The sequence below is a fragment of the Yoonia vestfoldensis SKA53 genome, from assembly GCF_000152785.1.
GTDB classification, from domain to species: domain Bacteria; phylum Pseudomonadota; class Alphaproteobacteria; order Rhodobacterales; family Rhodobacteraceae; genus Yoonia; species Yoonia vestfoldensis_A.
The window spans coordinates 1,570,904-1,595,137 of sequence record NZ_CH672414.1; the positions used below are offsets into that span (position 1 = coordinate 1,570,904).

At 58.2% G+C, this 24,234-nt stretch carries 22 protein-coding genes; 9 read left to right on the forward strand and 13 right to left on the reverse strand.

Going from position 1 to position 24,234, the window contains the following annotated elements; genetic code table 11:
• Positions 1 to 171: 171 nt before the first annotated feature.
• Positions 172 to 660 (reverse strand): helix-turn-helix transcriptional regulator, encoded by a 489-nt coding sequence (locus SKA53_RS07750; protein WP_050752680.1) that lies wholly within the window; start codon positions 658 to 660, stop codon positions 172 to 174.
• Positions 661 to 916: 256 nt separating this feature from the next.
• Between SKA53_RS07750 and SKA53_RS15040 the strand changes: the two genes are divergently transcribed.
• The gene (locus SKA53_RS15040) at positions 917 to 1,492 is read left to right on the forward strand and encodes a hypothetical protein (RefSeq protein WP_050752682.1); all 576 of its coding nucleotides are present in this window, start codon (positions 917 to 919) and stop codon (positions 1,490 to 1,492) included.
• A 364-nt stretch (positions 1,493 to 1,856) separates the two neighbouring features.
• Here the strand turns inward: SKA53_RS15040 and SKA53_RS07760 are convergent, their stop codons facing one another.
• The 3 genes from SKA53_RS07760 to SKA53_RS07765 are packed head-to-tail and all read right to left on the reverse strand — an operon-like array spanning position 1,857 to position 5,099.
• Positions 1,857 to 3,707 (reverse strand): dihydroxy-acid dehydratase, encoded by a 1,851-nt coding sequence (locus SKA53_RS07760; RefSeq protein ID WP_040482858.1) that lies wholly within the window; start codon positions 3,705 to 3,707, stop codon positions 1,857 to 1,859.
• Between the two features lie 40 nt (positions 3,708 to 3,747).
• Entirely contained in the window at positions 3,748 to 4,035 is a 288-nt protein-coding gene (locus SKA53_RS15430) for a hypothetical protein (RefSeq protein WP_131494590.1), read from the reverse strand.
• A 5-nt stretch (positions 4,036 to 4,040) separates the two neighbouring features.
• Positions 4,041 to 5,099 carry a sodium-dependent bicarbonate transport family permease gene (locus SKA53_RS07765; protein WP_007205561.1) on the reverse strand — a complete coding sequence of 353 codons (1,059 nt, stop codon included), beginning with the start codon at positions 5,097 to 5,099 and terminating at the stop codon, positions 4,041 to 4,043.
• Between the two features lie 95 nt (positions 5,100 to 5,194).
• Here SKA53_RS07765 and SKA53_RS07770 point away from each other — a divergent pair, with 95 nt between their 5' ends.
• Complete coding sequence (locus SKA53_RS07770; protein WP_007205562.1) at positions 5,195 to 6,076, forward strand: LysR family transcriptional regulator; 882 nt, start codon at positions 5,195 to 5,197, stop codon at positions 6,074 to 6,076.
• Positions 6,077 to 6,219: 143 nt separating this feature from the next.
• Complete coding sequence (locus SKA53_RS07775) at positions 6,220 to 7,167, forward strand: DMT family transporter (protein WP_040482859.1); 948 nt, start codon at positions 6,220 to 6,222, stop codon at positions 7,165 to 7,167.
• Positions 7,168 to 7,299: 132 nt separating this feature from the next.
• Here SKA53_RS07775 and SKA53_RS07780 read toward each other — a convergent pair whose 3' ends face one another.
• The 7 genes from SKA53_RS07780 to dctP form a co-directional block, all read right to left on the reverse strand.
• Positions 7,300 to 7,845, reverse strand: coding sequence for a peroxiredoxin (locus SKA53_RS07780; protein ID WP_007205564.1), 546 nt, complete (start codon positions 7,843 to 7,845; stop codon positions 7,300 to 7,302).
• 190 nt (positions 7,846 to 8,035) lie between these two features.
• On the reverse strand, positions 8,036 to 9,016 hold the full coding sequence (locus SKA53_RS07785) for a quinone oxidoreductase family protein (protein WP_007205566.1): 981 nt from the start codon (positions 9,014 to 9,016) through the stop codon (positions 8,036 to 8,038).
• Complete coding sequence (locus tag SKA53_RS07790; protein WP_007205567.1) at positions 9,013 to 10,533, reverse strand: malonate--CoA ligase; 1,521 nt, start codon at positions 10,531 to 10,533, stop codon at positions 9,013 to 9,015. Before SKA53_RS07790 ends, SKA53_RS07785 begins: the two co-directional genes overlap by 4 nt.
• Before the next feature lie 16 nt (positions 10,534 to 10,549).
• Positions 10,550 to 11,827, reverse strand: a complete 1,278-nt coding sequence (locus SKA53_RS07795) for a malonyl-CoA decarboxylase (RefSeq protein ID WP_007205568.1) — start codon at positions 11,825 to 11,827, stop codon at positions 10,550 to 10,552.
• Positions 11,827 to 13,140 (reverse strand): TRAP transporter large permease, encoded by a 1,314-nt coding sequence (locus tag SKA53_RS07800; protein WP_007205569.1) that lies wholly within the window; start codon positions 13,138 to 13,140, stop codon positions 11,827 to 11,829. Before SKA53_RS07800 ends, SKA53_RS07795 begins: the two co-directional genes overlap by 1 nt.
• Positions 13,140 to 13,688 (reverse strand): TRAP transporter small permease subunit, encoded by a 549-nt coding sequence (locus SKA53_RS07805; protein ID WP_007205570.1) that lies wholly within the window; start codon positions 13,686 to 13,688, stop codon positions 13,140 to 13,142. The genes SKA53_RS07800 and SKA53_RS07805 overlap by 1 nt, the downstream gene beginning before the upstream one ends.
• A gap of 90 nt (positions 13,689 to 13,778) precedes the next feature.
• The gene (dctP, locus tag SKA53_RS07810; RefSeq protein WP_040482860.1) at positions 13,779 to 14,768 is read right to left on the reverse strand and encodes a TRAP transporter substrate-binding protein DctP; all 990 of its coding nucleotides are present in this window, start codon (positions 14,766 to 14,768) and stop codon (positions 13,779 to 13,781) included.
• A 138-nt stretch (positions 14,769 to 14,906) separates the two neighbouring features.
• Between dctP and SKA53_RS07815 the strand changes: the two genes are divergently transcribed.
• On the forward strand, positions 14,907 to 15,596 hold the full coding sequence (locus tag SKA53_RS07815) for a GntR family transcriptional regulator (protein WP_007205572.1): 690 nt from the start codon (positions 14,907 to 14,909) through the stop codon (positions 15,594 to 15,596).
• A 250-nt stretch (positions 15,597 to 15,846) separates the two neighbouring features.
• On the forward strand, positions 15,847 to 16,686 hold the full coding sequence (locus tag SKA53_RS07820) for an ion transporter (protein WP_242601248.1): 840 nt from the start codon (positions 15,847 to 15,849) through the stop codon (positions 16,684 to 16,686).
• Between the two features lie 18 nt (positions 16,687 to 16,704).
• Here SKA53_RS07820 and SKA53_RS07825 read toward each other — a convergent pair whose 3' ends face one another.
• A complete protein-coding gene (locus tag SKA53_RS07825) occupies positions 16,705 to 18,930 on the reverse strand; it encodes a S8 family peptidase (protein WP_007205574.1) in 2,226 nt (741 codons plus the stop codon).
• Between the two features lie 296 nt (positions 18,931 to 19,226).
• On the opposite strand from SKA53_RS07825, the gene SKA53_RS07830 reads away from it, so the two are divergent.
• From SKA53_RS07830 to SKA53_RS07845, 4 genes are read left to right on the forward strand one after another with little or no spacing between them, the layout of a single operon-like run.
• Positions 19,227 to 20,210 carry a metal ABC transporter solute-binding protein, Zn/Mn family gene (locus tag SKA53_RS07830; protein WP_007205575.1) on the forward strand — a complete coding sequence of 328 codons (984 nt, stop codon included), beginning with the start codon at positions 19,227 to 19,229 and terminating at the stop codon, positions 20,208 to 20,210.
• A 33-nt stretch (positions 20,211 to 20,243) separates the two neighbouring features.
• Positions 20,244 to 21,020, forward strand: coding sequence for a metal ABC transporter ATP-binding protein (locus tag SKA53_RS07835; RefSeq protein WP_007205576.1), 777 nt, complete (start codon positions 20,244 to 20,246; stop codon positions 21,018 to 21,020).
• Positions 21,017 to 22,165, forward strand: coding sequence for a metal ABC transporter permease (locus tag SKA53_RS07840; protein ID WP_007205577.1), 1,149 nt, complete (start codon positions 21,017 to 21,019; stop codon positions 22,163 to 22,165). The genes SKA53_RS07835 and SKA53_RS07840 overlap by 4 nt, the downstream gene beginning before the upstream one ends.
• Positions 22,162 to 23,292, forward strand: coding sequence for a metal ABC transporter permease (locus SKA53_RS07845; protein ID WP_007205578.1), 1,131 nt, complete (start codon positions 22,162 to 22,164; stop codon positions 23,290 to 23,292). The genes SKA53_RS07840 and SKA53_RS07845 overlap by 4 nt, the downstream gene beginning before the upstream one ends.
• Here SKA53_RS07845 and SKA53_RS07850 read toward each other — a convergent pair.
• A complete protein-coding gene (locus tag SKA53_RS07850; RefSeq protein ID WP_007205579.1) occupies positions 23,289 to 24,146 on the reverse strand; it encodes a fumarylacetoacetate hydrolase family protein in 858 nt (285 codons plus the stop codon). The two genes, SKA53_RS07845 and SKA53_RS07850, sit on opposite strands and share 4 nt — an antisense overlap.
• Between the last annotated feature and the right edge of the window lie 88 nt (positions 24,147 to 24,234).

Here is a 24,234-nt window from a genome sequence, read left to right on the forward strand (position 1 = left end):
GCTATCGTAACCTTGACCATGTGGATAAAAGGCCCGCTTTACGACAAATATCAACGCTTTAACGCCCAACAGCCCAGCGTCACTGAAAAATCAATATGATCCGCCGGATCCTGGGGGCAAACGCGCGCATGCGCAGCGCGCCCCTTGATGCTCTGCGAAAGGGCGATGGTATTATTGCGCGCTCAGACCATCGTGATAACTTGTATCGAGAAACTCATCGATGATTACACTCATGAGTTCCGTCTTGGATCCGACCCCGATCTTGCGGAAAATAGATGTCGACTGTGCCTTGATGGTCCCTTGTGCGGTATTCCGAGCGGCAGCAATGTCGGCGACGCTAAGACCGCGAATGATCAGCAAAGTGACATCACGTTCCGCCGCAGTCAGGCTCCATTCTTTGAATTTGTCGCGCAACACTTCGTCGAAGTTACCACGCAGCATGTGGATCGTTTCCTTGCTGGATTCTGCCTCTACTTGCAGAAGGCGCAAATACTGCCGGAGCGTGATCACCGCATATCCCAGCCCAAGTACCGCCACGGTTTCAAATATCAGGTGAACCAATTCTGCCGATGCATAAGACATGCCCGCCTGAAGATGCATGGCAACATCGGCAACCACATCAAACCCAAAGAAGGCCATGCAGGACAGAAGAACTGCCATTCCCAGAAAAACCGCCCGCCGTCTTGCAGCGCGGCGGCCTGATATCGGCGATCTGGGCAACGTGTCCACTTTTTGGCCTTTTCTGCTTTGTATGACTTTAGTTTATGTTGGCAAAACAGCCCCAATGCAAGCCTGCGTCCAATAGGAACTTACCCGGTCTTCGATCACCTTAGCTCCATCGCCAAGCCCGGGTCGGCAGATAGCAGACGGCTCGGAGCGGACAATGAAGCCAACATCCGACGTAAAGGGATCGAAAATGACAAAACTGAAAATGACCTCCGCCCTGTTCTCATTCGCAATGATGGCAAGCCCAGCGCTTGCACAAGACTTTGTGGATGCCAAAATCCAAGAATTGTTTGCCCAAGGCTATACACATTTCGAGGTGTCGCGCGGCTTTCTACGCACTGAAATTGAAGCCTATGGACCGAGTTTCAGCAAGCTGGAAGTCAGGCTGTCCAACGCTGACGGTTCTGTTGTCAGCCAACGATCTGAAACTGAAAGCCAGGCCGAATATGAAGACAATATTCGCGAGATTGCCCGGCAGAACAGCAATGTCAGGGAAGATCGCGACGACAACGATGATAATAATCGTGATGATGACCGCGGCGACGACCAGAATGACGACCGCTATGATGGCCGCGATGACGATCGGAATGACGGCGGGAATGATGATCGTGACGATGATCGGAATGACGGTTATGATAATGATCGGAATGACGATCATGATGATGACCGGAATGACGATCATGACGATGACCGGAATGACGATCATGACGATGACCGGAATGACGATCATGACGATGATCGGAATGACGATCGTGACGATGATTGATTTCTAAACGACCAACGCTTTCCGGTAGCCAAAAACCTTACGGAAGGTGATCGTGGCGAACCGATCCGCGCGGTCATCGCTGCCTGAATGGCTTGCTTCGTATTTGTCAGAGACCATCACATCAATGAAAAACGTTGGTCTCTGACAGAATACAAATTCCCAAATCACCCGTCACCTGCGATCCGTGCGTAACATGCACGGGGTTTTCACACATCAGGCCGATTGTGAAACGCAGGCGGCAGGCGCGATCATGGCCATCGCGACAGCCACGCTTAATCCGGATGTAACGGCCCGTTCGATAAAATCGGGCTGCTTCAGATCAGTGGCCAAGACAATGACCGCACCTGTGAAAATACCGGACGTCTCAGGTCCGAAACTTGTTATGTGGGGCAAAGCCGGATGGCGTGGCGTCACGGGGATTGCGGACCCAAACAGTGCGATGCGGGTGCAAACCCGCCCCGTTGATCGCGGGGACCGCCATATGCCTTGCGCGTTGCAACAAGCGTGTGTCAGCGGCAGGCAAACTGGGGTGAAACCCGCCATTGCTTGCGACGGCATCATCCCAAGCGCGCTTGCGCGCAGCGAGAATGTCCGGGTCATTCAATGGCGTGCAGTTGATCTGATTAATATTGAGATCAACCAGAATTTCATCGCCATTCTCGACAAAAGCAATCGGTCCGCCGAGCGCGGCTTCAGGCCCCACATGGCCGATCACCAGACCAATCGAACCGCCAGAAAACCGTGCATCCGTCATCAGTGCGACAACAATACCGCGCTCGCGGCACAATGTTGTAATGCGTGCAGTCGGATCCAGCATTTCAGGCATCCCCGGTGCGCCGCTTGGGCCTTCATATCGGACAATGATCATGTCGTTGTCCTGCAACACCTCGGGGGTCTGGTCCAACAGATCCAACAGGGATTGCTGACCGTCAAACACACGAGCCTTGCCGCGGAACAGGTTGTTTTCCAGTCCACCTTCGACGCCAGCCAGCTTCAGGATAGCTGAAAAGTCAGGTGACAGGTTACCGCCAAGCATCCGTAGACCACCTGTCGGCTTGAAAGGTGCTTTTACGGAATAAATAACATCGCCATCGGCCTGTTTTGCGCCAAGACGGGCGACCTGTTCAGCCAATGTTTCGCCTGTACAGGTCATTGTTTCGCCGTTCAGCAGACCCGCTTCTAGCAATTCGCGCACGATAACCTGCACACCGCCGACCTGATCAATATCGACCATGGAATATTTGCCATAAGGCCGTGCATTGGTCAGGACCGGAACAACATGTTGCGACAGGTGATTAAACTCCTCCGGCGTCATGATGTCTTTCCAAAATTCGGCAAAGCCTGCGGCGCGGGCAATCTCTGGCGCGTGCAACAGCGCGTTCGTTGACCCGCCGATCGCCATCGCGACAATCGTTGCATTGCGCAAGGAATCTCGTCCAACGATATCGCGGGGCCTCAGATCCGTTTCGATCATCTTGGCAAGCAATGTGACCAGTTCATCAGGGAACTCTGTCAACCGGCGTGCATCATCGGACGGTGGTGCCACCATGTGCAAAGGCTGCATCCCAAGCACACCAATAAACGTTTGCATGGTGTTGTATGTGAACATACCGCCACAGCTGCCAAAGCCTGGGCACGCATGACAGGCGATGTGATGGCGATATTCAGGGTCTGGATGCCCTGCTGCCTGGAAAGCGGTAACGATATCCAGCTTTTCACCGGTTTTGGGATCAACACCGGGATGAATTGGACCATCAGACATGATGATCGACGGCAGGTTATGTTCAAGCATCGCTGCAAGCGTGCCGACAGGTGGTTTATCGCATGCAACAACCGCAATGGTGCCTGCCAGTCCGGTCGCGCTGAAATGTTCGCACAAAGCGTCTTGGGTGACTTCACGTCCGATCAGCGAGTAGCGCATTTCCGGTGTGCCATTGCGCATGCCATCTGATGTCGCGATGGTGAATTCTGGCTGAACCAACCTGAACCGGAGCTGATCTGGCCCCGTTCCGATCCGTGACCGAAAGGCTTCGTGGATCGCCTCGACCTTGGCCGCAACCCCCAGATAGCATTGGCTATCGCCTTTGGTCCCAACGACGCCTACCGAAGGCTCATGAATAAGAGCCGGATCAGTGCCGATCTCTTTGGCAAGGCCAAGTGTTTGGGTGGATCGCCCGGGGTGACGATCAATCAGAACTGCGTTTGGGTTGGTCAATGCGGCCTCTTTCCAGTTTTTTTGCTGAGGCATTCAACCGTCAGCGCACAATAAGTGAATCAAAGTATAATTTATTTAAACGTAAAGCTTGAAACTGACCACCACCATCAAGTTCTGCTGCGGCATGATGCCCGCTGGCTTTGCACGGCGGTCGGCATTGATGCTGCTGCTTGCTCATTGAATGCTCCGAACCTGAGATTGCCAAAGGCGTGTCGAACGGCGACCAATACCCCTGTGCTGCCAAAGTCTTTTCAATCGCTTGACCTTTGCGATGCAAAGCCGCCGATCCAGCGGCCTTGGGAAACATGCCGCATGTTCCGTTGCGCATCGGCTTCATCCTGAAATCACCAGCTCTGCCAATGCAATCCAAAGTGGGATCAACAGGATCGCGGTGGGTGTGCCCAGTGCGGTCGATGTGCCGACATAAGCAGAGGAATTTGCTTCTGGTAGGGCTGCACGCAGTGTTGGTGGCCCCGATATATCAGAGCTTGATGACGCCATGACGGCAAGAAGCACAACACCACCTGCAGAAAACCCTGTTAGATGATGAGCGGCCATCCCGACCCCAAAACCGATGAACCCATGGATCAAAGGTGCGGTCAGACCGTAAAAAACATAAACATGGGCAACCTTGCGCAACGCGGACAGGCGGCTCCATGCCTCCATTCCCATGATCATCATCAGGATCGACAACAGCCCCCGGAACAGGGGTTCGTAGAAACTGTGATAGACCACATCAGGCCGCGCCAGAAACCCGATGGCCAGCCCCGCAAGCATTGCCGAAATCGCAGGGCTGCGGCAGGTATCCACAAGGATGTGACGTACCAGCGACCCCTGCTCTACGGCCACCCCGCCTTGGCCCGCGTGCAGCGCCAATGCGCCACCGCCCTGCACCGCCAGACCGCTGTTGCGCGCTGCTGCCAGACGCGCCAGCAGGATCGCCGTCACCAGTGCCGCTATGTCCATGAACGGGTAAAGCGCGCCGATATACGCCTCATATTCCTGGCCGCTGTCATCCAGCATCACCATGCCCGCCGCAAGCGTCGATGCCGATACCGCCCCGAACAACCCCGCCGTTGCAAGACCGTCAACCTGCGACACCCCACGCAACCGCGCCAGTGTCAAACCGCCCAGCCAGACGATCAGCACCCCGACAACGACCGCCCCCAAAGCAGGCACGATCAGCGTCATCGGTTCGGCCTCGCGGATCGCGATCCCCGCGCCCAGCCCAACCTTCAACAAAAGCAGGATCACGATGAACTGATACACGGGCGCGGGTATTTCAAACTTGCTGCCAAGCGCTGCCAGCACCATCCCTGCGATCAGAAAGGACAGGGTCGGTTTTTGTAATTGTTCCAGAAAGCTGCTGATGATCGTCCAGATAACATCCATGGCGGAATCTCCTTTGTGGCGCTTGGGGCAGAGCTAAAGCCAGAGGATTTGAAATAAAAATATATCTTTGCTATGTATTCATTCTATAATACAGAATGATAAACCGCCTGAACTATCACCACCTGCGCTATTTTCACGAGGTCGCCCGCGAAGGTCACCTCGGGCAGGCTGCCGACCGTCTGAATATCGCGCAATCCGCGCTTTCGGTGCAGATCAAGCAACTTGAGGAACGGCTGGGCTTTGACCTGTTCGATAGGGTCGGCCGCAAACTGGTGCTGACAGAGGCCGGGCGCATCGCACTTGACCATGCCGAACGGATTTTCTCGACCGGCGATGAATTGCTGGCCGCCCTCGCGCAAAGTGGCCCCAGTGATCCACCGTTGCGGATCGGTGCGCTCTCGACCTTGTCGCGCAATTTCCAGCTGCAATTCCTTGCCCCTTTGCTAAAGCCAGGTGCCTGCGCATTTTCGCTCAAATCGGGCAGCTTGCGGCCTTTGCTGGCCGATTTGGAAAACCTTGCGCTTGATGTCGTACTGACAACGCAGGTTCCGCCCACGGGCGAAGGTCTGGTGCTGGCCGCGCAAAAGATTGCTGAACAACCTGTTCGCCTGCATGGTCGGCCAGATCACCTGCACCATGCCAGCCTTGCCGATCTTCTGGCCCAAGAACCGCTAATCCTGCCGACAGAGGATGTGATCCGCACAGGATTTGAAAATCTGGTCACAGCCCTTGGTGTGCAGCCGCGCATCGTTGCCCATGTCGATGATATGGCGATGGTGCGGCTGCTGGCCCGCGCAGGTTTGGGTCTTGCTATCGCCCCCACCGTGGTCGTGGCTGATGAGCTGGCCAGCGGGATGTTGGCCACCGCCCCATTTGATCTTGGCATAACAGAGCCATTTTTCGCCGTCACATTGCCGCGCAAGTTTCCGCACCCCGCGCTGGCCGGACTGTTGCGTGGCCTGGCTGGCGTGGCCTAGGCGTGATGGCTGGCACCGCTGTCAGCGACGCGTGATGCTGACGTGGCTGCTGGTCGTGACGACACTCATCCGCGTTTCGCGAATGCCATCACCAATCGCACTTCCGACTGGACGCATGTGAAACGACATCCTAAGCGTAATGCATGACCGACACTTCCTTATCAACGCCATCCACGGACCGCATCCTTGCCGGTGTCGCCCTCATGTTGGGGTTTTGCGTGACGGCGCCATTATTGGATGTCGCGGCAAAGCTGGCAGCAGATAGCGTCCCGGTCGGACAAATCACCGCTGCGCGCTTTATCGGGCAATGCGCGCTGATGGCGCCGTTTGTCTGGATCATGGGGCTATCGTTGCGGGTTGCACACGGCCTATGGCTTGCGCTGGTGTTTCGCGCGGTGCTTTTGCTGGTCTCGACCTTTTGCTTCATCGCTGCCATCAGCGTGATGCCGCTGGCCGATGCGCTGGCGATCGTGTTCGTGGCACCTTTCATCGTACTGCTGGTTGGGAAATATTATTTTGGCGAAGACGTCGGGCCGCGCCGTGTCTGGGCCGCATTGGTCGGATTTATCGGCGTCTTGCTGGTCATTCAGCCAAGCTTTGCGGCATTTGGAGCGGTGGCCTTGTTTCCCCTCGGCACGGCCGTGGGATTTGCGTTCTATATCCTTGTGACGCGCGGACTGTCACGCCGGATGCATCCTGTGACGTTGCAATTCCACACTGGCCTGATCGCCAGCCTGATGTGCCTGCCGGTGATGGTGCTGGCCCAAGGAACAGGATCGTCACTGCTTGATCCGGTCTGGCCCGAAGGGATTGCATGGCTTTGGCTATTCGGGGTCGGATTCTTTGCGACGATCAGCCATATCATGATGACCTATGCGCTGTCATTGGCACCGTCGGCCACGCTCGCCCCTTTACAATATCTGGAACTGCCGGTCGCCACTTTGCTGGGCTATCTGGTGTTCAGCGATTTCCCCAATGCTCTGACGCTGACCGGCATCACGATCATCATCGGCGCGGGCCTCTATATGATCCATCGTGAAAGGGTCACCGCCAGCCAATTGGTAAGCGCCCGCGCAGCACCACCAATCTGACAAGGCACTGGTCTATTTGGGGCAAGGCAGGTTGTGGCGATGGGTGATGGGCGCTGTGCATGCTGAACAGCCACATCAACAGGCAGGCGCCAATCCGTTGACCCTGCGGAAATATCACGACCTACGCGCCGGTCAAACGGAACTGGTCTGGTGATGGTGTTGCAAGTAGTCCAACATCGTTTCTGCCGACGACACTGACATCGGCACGCCGGGTGGATTGTCACGCAGCCCCGGCTCGGCGAATAGTTTTTTGATGTCACCATTTTCGACCAGCATAGAATAGCGCCAGCTGCGCATGCCCATGCCTTGCGCAGACCGATCCACCAGCATGCCCATCTTGCGTGTGAACTCTCCATTGCCATCGGGCAGCATGAACACGCGCTGGATATTCTGCGATTTGGCCCATTGGAACATGACGAAAGCATCGTTGACGGCCATGCAGACGACGCTGTCCACGCCTTGTGCCACGAATGCATCATAGAGCCGCTCATACCCTGGCAGGTGGCTTTCCGAACAGGCTGGCGTAAAGGCACCGGGCAAGGCAAAGACCACAACACGTTTTCCTGCGAACACATCGCTGGTCGAAAGCTGTTTCCATTCAAACGGATTGTCGCCCGCAAGATCGGGGTTGCGCACACGCGTATGAAATACGGCATCTGGCACTGATTGTGGGGTCATTTTGTATTGCTCCGCATCACGTCATTTGCGCTGATTGATACCGTTGTTAAACAAATAGACAACCCCGCCGCTGCGCCATCTTCGGCCAAGACCGGGTTTGGCCCTGCGCGGTTCGGCCAGCTTTTTTTATCGCGCAAGACGCGGCCAAGAAAATGGCCCTTGGCGACTGGACGGATCGTGTGCCTCAGGATCACAGCGTCAAAACAGAGCTTCCGGTTGTTGTGCGCGCCTCCATCTCGCGATGCGCCTGCGCGACGTTTTCAAATGCGAAATCTTGCCCGATGTGGATTTTGACTTTGCCGCTCTCGACCATGTCGAACAGATGCGATGCCATCGACTGACATTTCTCACGTTCCGCGATATGCACGAAAATCGTCGGCCGGGTCAGTTGCAGACAGCCCTTGGCCCCCAGAATACCCAGGTCGAACGGCGGCACCTTGCCCGAGGCATTGCCATAGCTGATCATCATGCCAACCGGCCGCAGACAATCCAACGATCCCTCAAAGGTCGACTTGCCGATTGAATCCATGACAGCGTCAACGCCGCGCCCGTCGGTGATGTCGCGCACACGGGCAACGAAATCCTCTGTCTCGTAATTGATGACATCTGATGCGCCATATTCGCGGGCCAGTGCGCATTTTTCATCGCTGCCAGCGGTGCCGATCAGCCTGATCCCAAGCGCGCGCGCCCATTGGCAGGCGATCAGGCCGACACCCCCTGCCGCGGCGTGAAACAGGACAGTATCGCCCGCCTTCAGCGGCACGGTGCGGTGGAACAAATATTCAACCGTCAGCCCTTGTAACATCATCGCCGCGCCGGTGCGAAAATCGATACTGTCGGGCAAACGGCACACTTGTGCGGCTTTCATCACCCGCACATCGCAATAGGCACCCGGCGGGGCCGCAGCATAGGCCACGCGATCGCCCGTTGCCAGATGCGTGACGTCAGCGCCAACAGCCTCGACCACGCCGGCCCCTTCCATCCCAAGGGCGTGCGGCAGCGCAAGTGGATACACACCGGACCGCTGGTAGATATCGATAAAGTTCAAACCGCAGGCATGATGCCTGATGCGCACCTCGCCTGGTCCCGGATCGCCCACCGGACGTTCGACGATCTTCATCACCTCGGGGCCGCCGGGTGCATCAAAGATGACGGTTCTTGTGGTATTCATAACGCAGCCTCTTTGAATTTGGTTTCATATTGTTTGCGCAGCGCAGCCTTCTGGACCTTGCCCATGTTGTTGCGCGGAAGTTCAGCCACGACGATATAGGCTTTGGGTTGCTTGTATCGCGCCAATTTATTTTGCAGCGCGTTTTCGATCTCAGCAATGTCAGGTGCCTGACCGGTGGCAACGAGCACCGCAACAACCGCTTCGCCGAAATCCGCATGCGGCAGGCCGATCACGGCGCTTTCCAGCACCTGGGGCATGTCGTCCAGCACCAGCTCGACTTCTTTGGGATAAATGTTGTAGCCGCCCGAAATGATCAAGTCCTTGGCGCGCCCGACGATGTTGACATAGCCCTTGTCGTCGATCAGCCCAAGATCGCCTGTCATGAAGAACCCGTCAGACCGGAATTCGGCGGCGGTTTTTTCGGGCATCTGCCAATACCCCTGAAAGACATTGGGGCCGCGGACTTCGATCATGCCAGTCTCGCCCTGTGGCAAGGCTGCGCCCGTTTCGGGATCGGCAATGCGCAATTCCACCCCCGCAAGGGGCAGGCCCACGGTCCCTGCCCGCCGTTCGCCATCATAGGGGTTCGAGGTCAGCATGTTCGTTTCGGTCATGCCATACCGTTCAAGAATACGGTGGCCCGTCCGCTTTTCGAATTGCACGTGGGTTTCTGCCAAAAGCGGGGCAGAGCCAGAGATGAACAGCCGCATATGCGCGGTCAGACTGGCCGTGAAACGCGGATCATCCAGCAGCCGCGTATAGAATGTCGGCACGCCCATCATTGTCGTGGCCTGCGGCATCAGCCGGATCATGTCATCCATATTCAGGCCGGGCAGAAAGATCATCGCCCCCCCCGACATCAGCGACACATTGGTGGCCACAAACAATCCATGGGTATGAAAGATCGGCAAGGCATGCAGCAGCACATCCTTGTCGGTAAACTGCCATTCACGGGTCAGCACCTGTGCATTCGACAAAAGATTGCCATGGGTCAGCATCGCGCCCTTGGATCGCCCCGTGGTGCCAGAGGTATATAAAAACGCCGCCAGATCATCGACACCGCGTGCAACAGGTGTGAAATCGGCACTTTGCGCCGCGACCAGATCGGCAAAGCTGCCGGACCCATCAGCGTTCAGAACCATCAGTTGTGCATCATGGGCCTGCGCCACAGGTGTCAACGCCCCGGCACGGCGGCCATCGGCCACCAACATCTTGGGCATCGCATTGCCGACGAAATAGTCGATCTCGGCCGGTGGATACGCCGTGTTCAGGGGCAGAAAAACCACCCCCGCCGCGACCGCCCCGCCATAGATCGCCAGCGCCATAGGCGATTTTTCGATCTGGACAGCAATACGGTCTCCGGGCTGCAATCCGCAGGCCACCAATGCATTGGCAACGCGGTGGACCATATACAAGAATTCACCGCCGCTGATCTGTGCGCCATCAGGCAAGATCAAGAAGGGGCGCGAGCGCCCGGCCTGTGAGGCAAAGAATACGTCATATAGCAGGTTGCTCATCGGTCTTTTCGTCCTTTTACTTCTGGTCCTTTGCCGCGACGGCCAGCGCTTTTACACCGCGTGCCGCTGCGATGGTGTTCTTGCTCGCGAATGCCTCGTGGTTTCGTTCGACATTTGCGGGATCGTAAAGGTAATTCACCATGGCACCGCAGGATTGGTTTTGACCCTTGCTGGACAGATCGGCAGCGGCATGGATTTCATGCAATTCCGCCCCGTTGCCCAGATGAAACCGCGCCACGGGATCAAGCGGCTGTCCATCGGCGGCCTTTGCTTGCAACAAATAGCGCGCCGCGACACGCCGCAGCGCCTCGGCATCGGAGGCTACGTCTGGCAAAAGCTGCACGCTATCATGTTGGGTATCCATCCAGCGGCACAGGCCGGGGATCGGTGACAGGGTGACAAAGGTTTTCAGGCCCGGTTCTTCGCGGCCAAGCACATCCACCACCTGTTTGATCAGTGAATTGCCAAATGAAATCCCCCGCAGTCCCGCCTGACAATTTGAAATAGAATAGAACACGGCGGTATTGACGTCGGACGGGGTCAAGGCGTCGCGGTCTTCGGCCAGCAAGGGGCCGATGGCGCCCGGTATCCCTTGGGTCAGCGCCACTTCGACAAAGATCAGCGGATCATCCGGCATGGACGGATGGAAAAAGGCAAAACAGCGCCGGTCCGGTGGCTCCAGCCTGCGGCGCAGATCGTCCCAGCTGTGGATCTCGTGGACAGCTTCATAGGCGATGATCTTTTCAAGGATATTCGCCGGGCTTTCCCAGCCGATCCTGCGCAGCACCAGAAAACCACGGTTGAACCATGACGCAAACAGGTGCTGGAAATCCAGATCGACACGCGCCAGATCCGGCTGTGCCTTGATCGCCTCCATCAGATCGACCCGCATTGCCACCAGATCGGCTGTGCCGCGTGGTGCCTGGTTGAGCCTGCGCAACAACTCCTGGCGCGGCGGTTCGGCCACATCCAGCAAGGCGGCCATGGTACCGGCGTCGCCCTTGTCGGCATAGGCTTGGGCCGCAGCGATCACGGCAGCAGGGTCAAGGTCCATATCATCCGCCAGAAACCGGAAGAATGCAGCCTTTTCTTCCATGCTGGCCTGACGGTAGCGCATCAGCACCTCGACCGCGCATTTCATCCCCGATACTTCACCCTGCCCCGACAGCAGCGCCCAACACAATGTGGTCAGTGGTTTGCCACTGGCCGTCACATCAGCCGCCGCCCGCCGTTCGAACAGGGTGCCCAGCAGATCCCCCAATGCCCAGCTGCCAAGACCCCAAGAGCGTGCCATCAGACCGGCCCCATCACCAGGTCAGGCAGCCAGGTCACAATTCCCGGGAAAAAGCACAAGATCACAATCGCCAGCACCATGCACCCGACATAGGGCAGCGATCCCATCAGGATTTTCTTCAATGGAATATCCGGCGCAATCGAATTGATAACATAAAGGTTCAGACCCACCGGCGGTGATATCAGCCCGATCTCCATGTTGATGGTCAGGATCACGGCGAACCAATAAGGATCGAAATCAGCGGCAAGGATGATCGGCAGCAAAATGGGTGCCGCCATCAAGATCACGGCAACCGGCGGCAAAAAGAAACCGGCAACCAACAAGAACAGGTTCACGATCCCCATCAAAACCCAACGGTTTACATCCAGATCGGAAATCCATGCTGCGATAGACTGGGTGATATAAAGCGATGACAACATATAGCTGAACACACCCGCGGCCCCGATGATGAACAGGATCATCACGGATTCCCGCGTGCTGTCGCTCAGGATGGTCCACAGCTTCTTGGGCGACCACAGCTTGTAGATGACCATCGCAATCACCAGACAAAGCAGCGCGCCAACCGCCGCCGTTTCAGACGGTGTCGCGATCCCACCATACATCGCATAAAGCACGCCGATGATGATGATGATAAACGGAATGACGCGCGGCAGGATCTCCAGCTTTTGCTTGAGCGTATAGCTGCGCTGCGCCAGCACCTCGGGAGAGCCAAAGCGCCATGTGTGGAAAATTGACCACGCCATGAACAGCGCGACCAGCATCAGCCCCGGCACCACACCGGCAAGAAAAAGTCGCCCGATGGATGTTTCAGTTGCGATGCCATAGACGATCATCGTCACGGATGGCGGGATCAAGATACCCAGCGTTCCGCCTGCCGCGATTGACCCGGCCGCCACCTCGTCGGGGTAGCCGCGCTTGCGCATCTCGGGGATGCCCATTTTTCCGATCGCCGCGCAGGTCGCGGGGCTGGACCCGGACATCGCCGAGAACAAAGCACAAGCACCCAGGTTCGACATCACCAACCCGCCCGGCACGCGCGTCAGCCAGCGTTCAAGCGCCTCGTAAAGATCGGCACCTGCACGGGTCGACGAAATTGCAGCGCCCATGATGATGAACATCGGAATAGACAAAAGCGCAAAGGAGTTCAGCTTGCCGAAAAATATCTCGGGCATCAATTCCAGCGATCGCATCCCGTCAAAGACAAGCAGGAACCCCGCCGACACGATCAACAGCCCCGAGGCGACAGACACGCCCGAGAACAACACGACAATCGTCATGACAGCGACCAAAAGGCCTAGCGACAGCGGGTCCATTAATTGTCCTCCAGACCAAAGGGGCGATCAACACCCAGCACAAGTGCTGCGAAATCCGCCAGCAATTGCAAAAGATAAATGCCAAAGCCCAGCGGCAGCGCGAGATAGGGTATCCAAAGCGGCGGTGCCCAGACAGTTTCAGACCGCCACCCGCGTTCCCAGGCAAAATGCCAGTTTTCTATCGAGAAAAACAAAATGACACCGACCACGGACATGGTCATCAACAAGACGAAACCCGCCAGATATTTGCGCGCCCGGCCCTTGACCAAGATCGGTATCAGGTCAACGTTGACGTGTCCGCGCAGGCTCTGGACATAGGGCAGCCCCAAAAGGGTAGCACCGACCATCAGATAGATCACAGCTTCGGTCTGCCAGATCGTGGAGCTTTCCAACACGAAACGGATAAAGATCATCTGACAGGTGATCAGGACAGAGGCGAGGATCATCAGCGCCGAAATCCAGCCGCAGACCGTCGATAATTTGTGGATCAGGCGCAAAATTGTATAGTCACCCGTGTTAATGGCACGGGTATTGGGCATGGTTGCCATGGCACAGGCTCCGGTGCTTGGGGTTTGAAGGGTGTGGGTAGGCCGACCGGCATTGCGGTTGGCCCACCCGTTAGCCTTGGGGTTGCGAGATCACTCGACCGCCAGCGCCATATCAAGCAGCGCCTGCCCGTTTGGCACATTGTCGACGAAGGACTTGTAAGAACTGGTTTTAGCCAGTTCCAGCCAGGCGTTGAAATCATCCTGTGTCATTTGCGCAATCTCGACACCGGCAGCTTCGAATACGGCGACGGATGCCGCATCTTCGGCCTTGGCTTCGGCAAGATAGAATGCCTCGGCCCGCGCCGCCGCTTCTGTCAGCGCTGCTTTTTGCGCGTCATTCAACCCGTCAAAGGTCGACTTGTTCATCAGGACAGGCTGGTACATGAACCACAACGCGACATCGCCGGCGGGGGTATAACAGCTGACCTGCTCTTGCAGACGGAACGATGCAAAAGACGACGACGACGTATTCACAGCCTGCAGAACGCCTGTCTGCATCGCATTGTAAATCTCGGACGATGCCATCGACGAAATCGACGCGCCCGCGGCAGCCAGCATCTCCTCGAATGACTTGCCCGCAGCGCGGGTGCTGAGGCCGTTGACATGTTCGGGGCGGGTAATGCATGCGCCGGTACTGGCAAAGCCACCAGCAAGATAGCCATGCACCAGAACCATGATGTCATCTTCGGCAAGCAGGTTTTCAATCTCTGCCATAAAGGGGCTTTCGTTCAGCCGCGCCGCATGGTCGTGATTTTTTACCATGCCCGGCATCAGGGTCAGGTTGTATTCGCCACGCTGGCCGCCGGAATATGACAGCGGATAAACGATCATGTCCACCTGACCGCGCGACAGAGGGTTGTACTGCTCGCGCGCTTTCAACAACGATTCGGACGGAAAAATCCTGATGTCCAGATCAACGCCGGCAGCGGCGACATCGGTCGCAATCATTTCAGCTACTTTGTGGCGTACATCGCCAACGGACCATTGATGCGACAGGCGTAGTTCCACGGCGCTAGCTGCAGAAATGCCCATCCCGAAAACGGCGATTGCCGCAGCAGCGGCATACGTTCGAATTGTCATTATATCCTCCCAGATAACTGCGCTGCGGGCTTTTTAACCGCAACAGCCACAATGCTGCGCGGCTATGCATTCAATGTCAAACGTTTTGTATACAAAAACTCATTGCCCAGACTCTGATCTAAGGATACCTATGGCGGCATGAACACCCGATTGGCCGACCACGTCCGCGAAGCGCTGGAACAGATGATCGTGACAGGCGATTTCGCCGATGGCGAACGCCTTGATGAAATCCGTCTGGCAGAACGATTTAACGTGTCGCGCACCCCGCTGCGCGAAGCGTTCCAGGCGCTGGCCGCGTCAGGGCTGGTGCAATTATTACCGCGCCGCGGCGCTTTTGTGCGCCACCCTGCCTTTCACGAAATCATCGAGATGTTCGAAGTGATGGCAGAATTGGAAGCCGTCTGTGGACGCCTCGCCGCGCGCCGCGTCACGCCACAGACGCTCGAACAGATCAAGGCCACCGTGATCGCCTGCGAATGCGCCGCCCATGCAGGTGACAGCGACGGATACTACCGCGAGAATGAACATTTTCATCAGTTGGTTTACATCGCCTCGGGCAACGATTTCCTGGCGAACGAAGCGCAGCGTCTGCACAAGCGCCTGCAACCCTTCCGGCGGATGCAATTGCGGGTGCGCGGCCGCATGATACAGTCGCTTTCCGAACACCGCCTGATTTTGACAGCATTGGAAACCGGCGACAGCACAACCGCAGAAGCAGGGCTTCGCGAACATGTCGCCGTGCAGGGCAGCAAGTTCAATGACCTGATGGCAAGCTATAAACGATCAAACTTGCGCGCGCATTCTCAGCTTGTCAGCATGCGAGAGTAGTTGCCCGATCATTCCTGCCATCTGCGCAAAAACTGACTGACCGACGGCTCGTCCGTCGTGAATGATGTCTTGTCCAGCCTGATCATTGACTTACTGCTAAAGAATGTACCCCGCCGGCCGTTTCTAGCTGAACAACCAAGTCGTTCAGTTTTGTTCGCGCGTGAGGTCCAACATGCTACCCGTACAACTGCGACTGCTGCAGATACTTGAAAAGACCAAAGACGGCGATCGCCTCAGCAGGCAATGTGACATGCTGATCGTGACAATGGTCATTTTGAATATCTCGGCTGTGATCCTCGAAAGCTTTTCGGCGCTGTATGAGGCGTACAGCGCCTGGTTTCATGGATTTGAAATATTCAGCATTGCGTTCTTCAGTATTGAATATCTACTCCGCCTTTGGGCCAACGGGGCGCGGTATCCTGACAGCCCCTCACGCGGGCGGCGCGAATATGCATTCAGCTTTTATGGGCTGGTTGATCTGCTCGCGATCCTGCCGTTTTACCTGCAACTATTGATGCCCGGGCTAGACCTGCGCATCTTGCGGGTCCTGCGTCTTTTGCGGCTCTTGAAACTATCGCATTATTCCTCTGCGGTAGAGGATCTGATGCAGGCCATCTATGACGAACGACGCGCCTTCGGGGCGGTCGGATACATTCTGGCCATCGTCATCATCGCGAGCTCGGCGCTCATGTATTATGCGGAAGGGGATGCACAGCCTGATAAGCTGTCATCCATTCCTGCCGCGATGTACTGGTCCGTGATTTCATTGACCACCGTCGGCTATGGCGATGTGTCGCCTGTAACCGCTGCGGGCAAGGTCATTTCGATGCTGACCGCATTCATGGGTGTCGCCACCGTCGCGCTTTTTACCGGGATTATGGCAAGCTCGTTCAACAAGCAGCTGGTGCGCAGGAAAGTCATCTTTGAACAAGAACTGCGCAAAGCTTTTGCAGATGGCGTGGTTACGGAACACGAGGAAGTGCTGCTGCAAGCGCTCAAAACGCGGTTTGATTTGACGGATGAACTCACCTCATCCCTGCGCGAACGGATCAAATCCGAAACAGACCGCACAAAGGCCAACATCGACTGAGCCGGGTTTGGGCAGGTCTTAGACACCGAATTGCAGACCGATAAAACCCGACAGCACATCCTGGCCCGTGATGTTGCCATCATTCCGGCTGTACATCATGCCAAGGCTCAGATCGCCAGACCTGAACACAGGAACGCGGTATTCAAAGCCAAGGTCGCGTTGACGCGCAGCCGGCGCAAGACCGATGTCATAGCTCGCAAAGCCAATCTCGTTGCCCGACATCTGGACCGGCAGATCCAGCCTTGCCGAACCGTGGGTGATCGCGATCGGCTGACGGACGAAAACAGACAGCACGTCGCCCTTGGCACCGACATCGGCCCGCGCGACCGACATGCCAACACGGTCATAGACAAGCGTGCTGATAGCGCCCAAGACCCCAGCCCCTTGCCCCGCAGCCACCCCGATTTCGGCACTAAGCCGCAGCGCGGTATCCACCGCAAGCGGGGTAGCGACATCCAGATGCAGCGCATGTGTGACAGATCTGATGTTGCCCACGCCAGGCGGCGCGCCGATGCCCAGGATCGACCCGTCGGCCTGCATTATCATGACACCGACCTGGGCCTGCGCCTGTCCCAAATCAAAGCTCTGATGCAGCGCAACTCCAGCCATCGCGTCCCCGATCAGGACCGCAGCGCCAAAATCACCACCGGGTGCTGTCAACGCCACGGCGTCGCCCCCCAACAGATCGACGCCGCTTGCGTCTTGCCAGCCGGTCCCGTCGCGCGCCCATGTGTCCCCGCCCCGGATCGCCGCGTGCATTTTCAGGCGGCCCGCACCCATGTCGCTGCGCAATCCCGCCATCAATGCCGACGCGGCAGGGTCTGCACGGATCGCAGCCGCCGCAAGAACCGAGCCAGCAACCATGAAGCTGCCGTGCATCTGGTCTGTCGTCAGGATGTTCACAGCCGCCAGCGATTGCGCCAGACTGTCGCCGACAGCAGAACCCGCCATGATCGCAGCACTGCCGAGATCAATGCTGCCGCCATCCACCAGCGGCACCACCGCCTGCCCGATCGGCAACAAGGCCGCCCTAAGGTCAAGAAACCCATGCCCGAATTCCGCGTTATATCCATGCGTGATACCGGGCGCAAAAGTGACCACGCCATCATGGGCAAAGAACCCGTTGTCAGCGGTGACCAGCAGCCGGTCGCGCAATTGCGCGGCGGTCAGGTCGGGGAACGCCTCGGCCAACAGCGCGATAGATCCGGCGACCTGTGGCGCGGCAAAGGACGCACCCACACCGATGGCATAGCCGCTATCGTGCCATTGCGTGGCAACCTTGATCTGGCCGTTCGCCGCCATGCAGAACCGCGCTGTTTCAAGACAGGCCGTCGAGATGCGCACAGCACTGGTAACGCCATCGTCGTTGAAGCTGGGGATTGCATTGATGACACTGATCCAGCTGCTTTCAAGATCAGCCGCGCCCAGCGGAAGGGCCGCCATCAGGCTTGCGCTATCAGCATGGTAATCGTTTTGCAGCGCAAAGACGATGACACCGTCAGCCGCAAATGTCCGCAGGCCGCTGATATAGGTTTGCGTGTTGCGCACGAATGCTCCGACATCGGTGTTTTGGACGGTTGCGTCTCTGATGCCCCATGAATTATTCGAGGCAATCGCACCGATACTGGCTGCATCACGCATATGGTTGCCAAGCGCGTGCCAGTTCAGGGGGGCGTTGTAATTCAGATGCCCCTGGTGCAGATCCGCCCCCGGCGCGAACCCAATCATGCCACCGTTCTGCCCGTTGCCCACCAGGACAGAGGCGACCGCCGTACCATGGAATTCACCCCCAGTCGGGGGCTGGCCTGAACTATAGATCGTCTTTGCTTCAAATTGATCATGCGACAACCGCACGCCGCTGTCGATCAGCGACACAATCTGCCCTGCTCCGGTCAGCCCAGTGGACAGCGCATAGTCAAGCCGCGCCGCAGCAAGCGGGGTCGCTGTGACCAGTGCACCGAACCCACCATAGACAGGGTGATCCCTGACGCTGAGGTTGAAACGGAACGTATTCGCAACGTAGCCCGGCAGCGCACGGATGGCGCCCAGCGCGGCTTGATCGAACTCTGTCACGAAATAGCGGTTCCACGGAAACGGATCCCCGCCCACCGTCGGGCCGATATCATCGAACGGGCGACTGACAGGCGGGGTGATCGTGACCCCCAGATGATTGTCGGCTGACCTGTCTTCTGGATTGCAGGCCGCAAAGACCAGCAGCGACACAACGCAAAGCGCCTTTTTCATGTTCCTGAACCCCCGTTCCACCACGCGAAGATCAAAGGGCCAGAATGTTAAGTTTCGCCTTCGCGCGTTTAACTTTTCGTTTAAAATTGTTAATTAATAATGGCTTAAGATTTCATCAGGGCGAGCCTTGCCTTGATGGATAACGCAGACGATGCCCCGCCAGCCCGCGAATGACGCATGCATCCAAAGCCCGCAGGCCAGCCAAGGCGCATGTGAATTGGGTGTTAAAAACAGTTGCGAACGCTTCTCATTTGCATATAAATATTCTTATCAAGGGACGAATCAAAGGCAACCCAATGTCCACCCAAAGCGTGAAAGCACGGATTTGCGGCGCTGCTGCTGCAATGGCGATCATGACGCCGGCCTTTGCGCAGGACGCACCGCTGAACGTCCTGACCACCGTGACCATGATCGCGGATGTCGCGGCGAATGTGGCGGGCGATTGTGCCACGGTCACATCGCTATTGGGTGCCGGCAGTGACCCGCATCTGTACCGCCCGACGGCGGCGGATGTGCAAAAGCTGTCTGGTGCCGACCTGATCCTTTATGTCGATCCCGCGCTCGAAGCGCGGCTGGCCGAGGTCTTGGCAGGTTTCACCAACCGCACACCGACCATCGGCCTTGCACGCGCGAGCTTTGACGACAGCACCTTGCTAGGCGGTGCCGAGGATGCCACACAGATCGACCCGCATCTGTGGATGGATGTCAGCCTTTGGGCGCAAATCGCCCCCGTGATTGCAGATGCCATCGCTGCCCAGCGCCCTGATTGCGCGGATGATCTGACCGCCAATGTCGCCAATTACACGGCCCAGCTGGACGCGCTGCACATGTGGGTAACACAGGCGATCACCTCGATCCCCCAGGATCAGCGCCTGTTGGTCACCGCGCATGACGCCTTTGAATATTTCGCCTCCGGCTATGGCATCACGGCGTCCGAGGCCATCGAAGGCATCAGCACCGAATCCGAGGCCAGCATCGGCGATATCCGCGATGTCGCGGCCTTTGTCGCGGCCAGCGGCGTGCCCGCGGTCTTTGTCGAAACGACGATCAGCCCCCGCACCATCGAGGCGCTGGTGGCAGAGGTTCAAAGCCAGGGGCATGATGTGGTCATCGGTGGCGCGTTGTTTTCGGATGCCATGGGTGATGACGCAACCCCCGAAGGCACCTATATCGGCATGATCCGCGCCAATACGGTGACCGTGACCGAAGCGCTCGGTGGCACATTACCGGATTGGCCAGAGGCGTTGGACGGCTGGGCGCGCGACTGGAGTATCGAGTGAGCGCGCCACAGCGCCACCCACAGAAAAGAGGCGATGATGCGTGACGATACCCTGCACGAGCCTGAACAGGCGCTGCATGTCGAGGATCTGACGGTCACCTACGGCGCGAACCCGGTGTTGTGGGATATCGACCTTGATATCCCCCCCGGGGTAATGTGCGCCATCGTCGGCCCGAACGGCGCGGGCAAATCCACGCTGATCAAGACAGCCTTGGGCCTTGTGCGCCCCGTCGCGGGGCATGTGCGGTTTCTGGGACGGCCCATCGGGCAGATGCGCGGGCAGATCGGCTATGTCCCGCAGCGCCACAGCGTCGATTGGGATTTCCCGACAACCGCGCGCGATGTGGTGGAAATGGGCCTTTACCGCGATCTGGGCTGGCTGCGCCGACCGGGCAAGGCTGAACATGCCCGCGCCTTGGCCGCCTTGGCCGAGGTCGGGATGCAGGATTACGCCGATCGTCAGATCAGCCAATTGTCGGGCGGCCAGCAACAACGCGTCTTTATCGCCCGCGCCTTGGTACAGGACGCCCCCATCCTGATCCTTGACGAACCAATGGCAGGGGTCGATGCCAGCACCGAGGCCATCATCATCGCCTTGCTGAAAAAGCTGCGCGATGCAGGCCGCACGGTGATTGTGGTGCATCACGACCTGACGACGGTGCAAAGCTATTTTGACTGGTTGGTCATGTTGAACGTGCGCATCATCGCGCAGGGCCCCGTCGCGCAGACCTATTCGGCCGACAACCTGCGCGCGGCCTATGGCCGCCATCTGGCAATGATCGCTGTTCCAGCCGCAGAGGCCGCATCTTGACGGCCATCATCGACCTTTTGTCCAGCGATATTGTCCAGACCGTGCTGATCGGCGCGGCGCTGCTGGGCGCGATTTCGGGGATGCTGGGGGCCTTTGCCGTGCTGCGCCGCCAAAGCCTGCTGGGTGACGCGCTCAGCCATGCTGCCCTGCCGGGGGTCTGCCTTGGCTTTTTGATCGCAGGAGGGCGTGATCTGGGCAGCGTCATGGCGGGGGCATTTGGCACAGGGGCGCTCGCTGCACTGATCATGATGCTGATCGTGCGGCGCACGACGTTGAAAACCGACGCCGCGCTTGGCATCGTGCTGAGCGTGTTTTTCGCTGTGGGCATCGTGCTGTTGACCGTGATCCAGACGCAGGGCGGATCGGGCAGCCTGGGTCTGATGACCTTTCTGTTCGGGCAGGCAGCGGCGATCTTGCGCAGCGATCTGTGGGTCATGGGCGGGATCGGTCTGGCCGCAATATTGCTGGTGCTGGCCTTCTGGAAGGAATTCAAGCTGGTCAGTTTCGATACAGCCTTTGCCCGCGCCCAAGGCTTTCCGGTGACCGCGTTAGAGGCAGTGCTGACCGTCATGGTCGCCCTTGCCATCGTGGTGGGCTTGCAGCTGGTCGGGGTGGTACTGATGGTGGCCTTGCTGATCGCACCAGCGGCGGCGGCGCGGCAATGGACCAAGTCGCTGGGCGGGATGGTTGTGGTTTCGGCGGCTATCGGGGCCGCATCAGGTGCGGGCGGCGCGCTGGTCAGTGCCACGACACGCGGGCTGGCCACCGGACCTGTCGTCGTGCTGATCGCCACAGGGATCGTGATGGTGTCATTACTGATCGCCCCCGGACGCGGGCTGATCTGGCAGGCCGCTGCCACCCAGCGCGCGCGTGCGCGGATCAGCGACGGGCGGGTGCTGGCCACCTTGCAAGGCTTTGCGCAGATGCATGACGATGCGGGCTATCCATCCGAGCGCGGCATGTTGCAGATCGCCTTGGGTGCGAAACCGCCCGCCGCAACGCTGGCATCGCTGGAAAGCCGCGGGTTGATCCGGTCGGTCATGCATCCGCCCGAAACCACGCCACATTGGGAATTGACCAAAGCAGGCCATACCGAGGCGGCCGCCTTATCGGGCGAGCCTGAAACAAGGCAGCATACCAAATGATCACCGCCTTTTTTCAGTCTATCCCGCTGATGATCGTGCTGACAGGCGTGCTGACGGGCATTTCGGCGGCACTGTTGGGGTCGTTCCTGATCCTGCGCGGCAATGCGATGCTAACCGATGCGATCAGCCATTCTATCGTTTTCGGGATCATCGTCGTGTGGTTGCTGACAGGGCATACATCGGGGCCGGTGCAGGTGCTGGGGGCGGCGATTACCGGTGTCCTGACGGTGGTGCTATCGGAACTTTTGGCGCGATCAAGGCTGGTCAAAATGGACGCAGCCATCGGGCTGGTGTTTCCCGCGCTCTTTGCCGCCGGTGTGATCCTGATCTCGATCAACGCGCGCAACGTGCATTTGGATGTGGACAGCGTGCTGTTGGGCGAGATCGGGTTTGTCTGGCTGAACACCGTGGCCCTGTTCGGGGTCGATGTGCCGGTCGCGGTGGCGACGCTGGGCGCTGTGCTGGTGGTCAACCTCGTCTTCGTGCTGGTGTTGTGGAAGGAACTCAAGCTCGCGACCTTCGACGCAGGGTTGGCCGCCGCCTTGGGGTTTCTGCCGGGCGTGCTGCATTACGCGATCCTGACCCTGACCAGCGTGACGGCGGTCGCGGCCTTCGACGCGGTCGGCGCGATCCTGTTCATCGCCTTCGTCGTGGTCCCGCCTGCAACAGCCTATCTGCTGACCCGCAGGCTGTGGTTGATGGTCGTGCTGGCGGTGGGCTTTTCGGTGGCAGCCTGTATCAGCGGGTATTTTCTGGCGTTGCACTGGAATGTATCCATCGGCGGGATGATGGCCAGCATGACGGGCGTCTGGTTTACGCTGGCGCTGCTGTTCGCACCGGCGCAGGGGCTGGTCGCGCAGGCGCTGCGCGCAAGGACCGACCGGCTGGACCATGATTGCCGCGCCTTGGTGGCGCATCTATTCACCCACCAAGATACCCCCGCCATGGCCGAGGAAAACACCCTGCGTGCGCTGGTCAGTCACCTGCGCTGGACCGCGCCGCGCGCCCGCGCCGCTGTGCTGCGCGCGCATGACCGCGACCTGATCGAACGCCGCGATGGCCTGTTGTGCCTGCGCCCCAAAGGCACAGCCGAGGTCGAGGCGATCTTTGGGCGCAGCAACGCCTAACCCTGATTGACGACCCTTTGGGTCTGCACGCCCAGCCCGTCGATACCAAGACGCATGGTTTCACCACCCGCCAGATAGCGTTGTGGCTTTTGCCCCATACCCACCCCCGGCGGTGTGCCTGTCGAGATGATGTCGCCCGGTTGCAGGCTCATGAACTGCGAACAATAGGCCACCAGATGCGGCACCTTGAAAACCATCGTCGCGGTGCTGCCGTCCTGATAGCGGTTGCCATCCACCTCTAACCAGAGGCGCAAGTTATCATGATCAGCAATCTCGTCACGCGTCACCAGCCATGGGCCAATTGGGCCGAAAGTGTCACAGCCTTTGCCCTTGTCCCACGTGCCTGCGCGTTCAATCTGGTATGCGCGTTCCGACACGTCATTGATCACGCAGAACCCCGCGACATGGGCCATGGCATCGGATTCTTCGATATAGGCGCCACCCTGCCCGATCACGATGCCCAGTTCGACTTCCCAATCGGTCTTGACCGATCCGCGCGGGATCAGGATATCGTCGTCAGGACCAATGATGGCCGACGTCCATTTGTTGAAAATCACCGGTTCTGGTGGCACGGCAAGGCCGCTTTCAGCAGCATGATCGGCATAATTCAGCCCGATACACACGAATTTGCCGACCTGCCCGACACAGGGGCCAAGCCGCAGGTCATGCTGCGGGGTGCCTTCGACAATCGGCAGGCTGTCGATATCAAGCGCCTGCAACCGCGCGATATTGTCGGGCAGCAAACCAGCTGCAGCAATGTCAGCCACATGGGCGGACAGGTCGCGCACCCGGCCTTGCGCATCCAGACATCCGGGTTTTTCCTGACCGCGCTGGCCGTAACGCAATAATTTCATCTGTTTGTCTTCTTTCCCGGTCTATGGGGCGCAGCCACGATCTGCGCTGAAAGTTGCACAATGACCGGCCCCGAGTTTGCGGGTCATG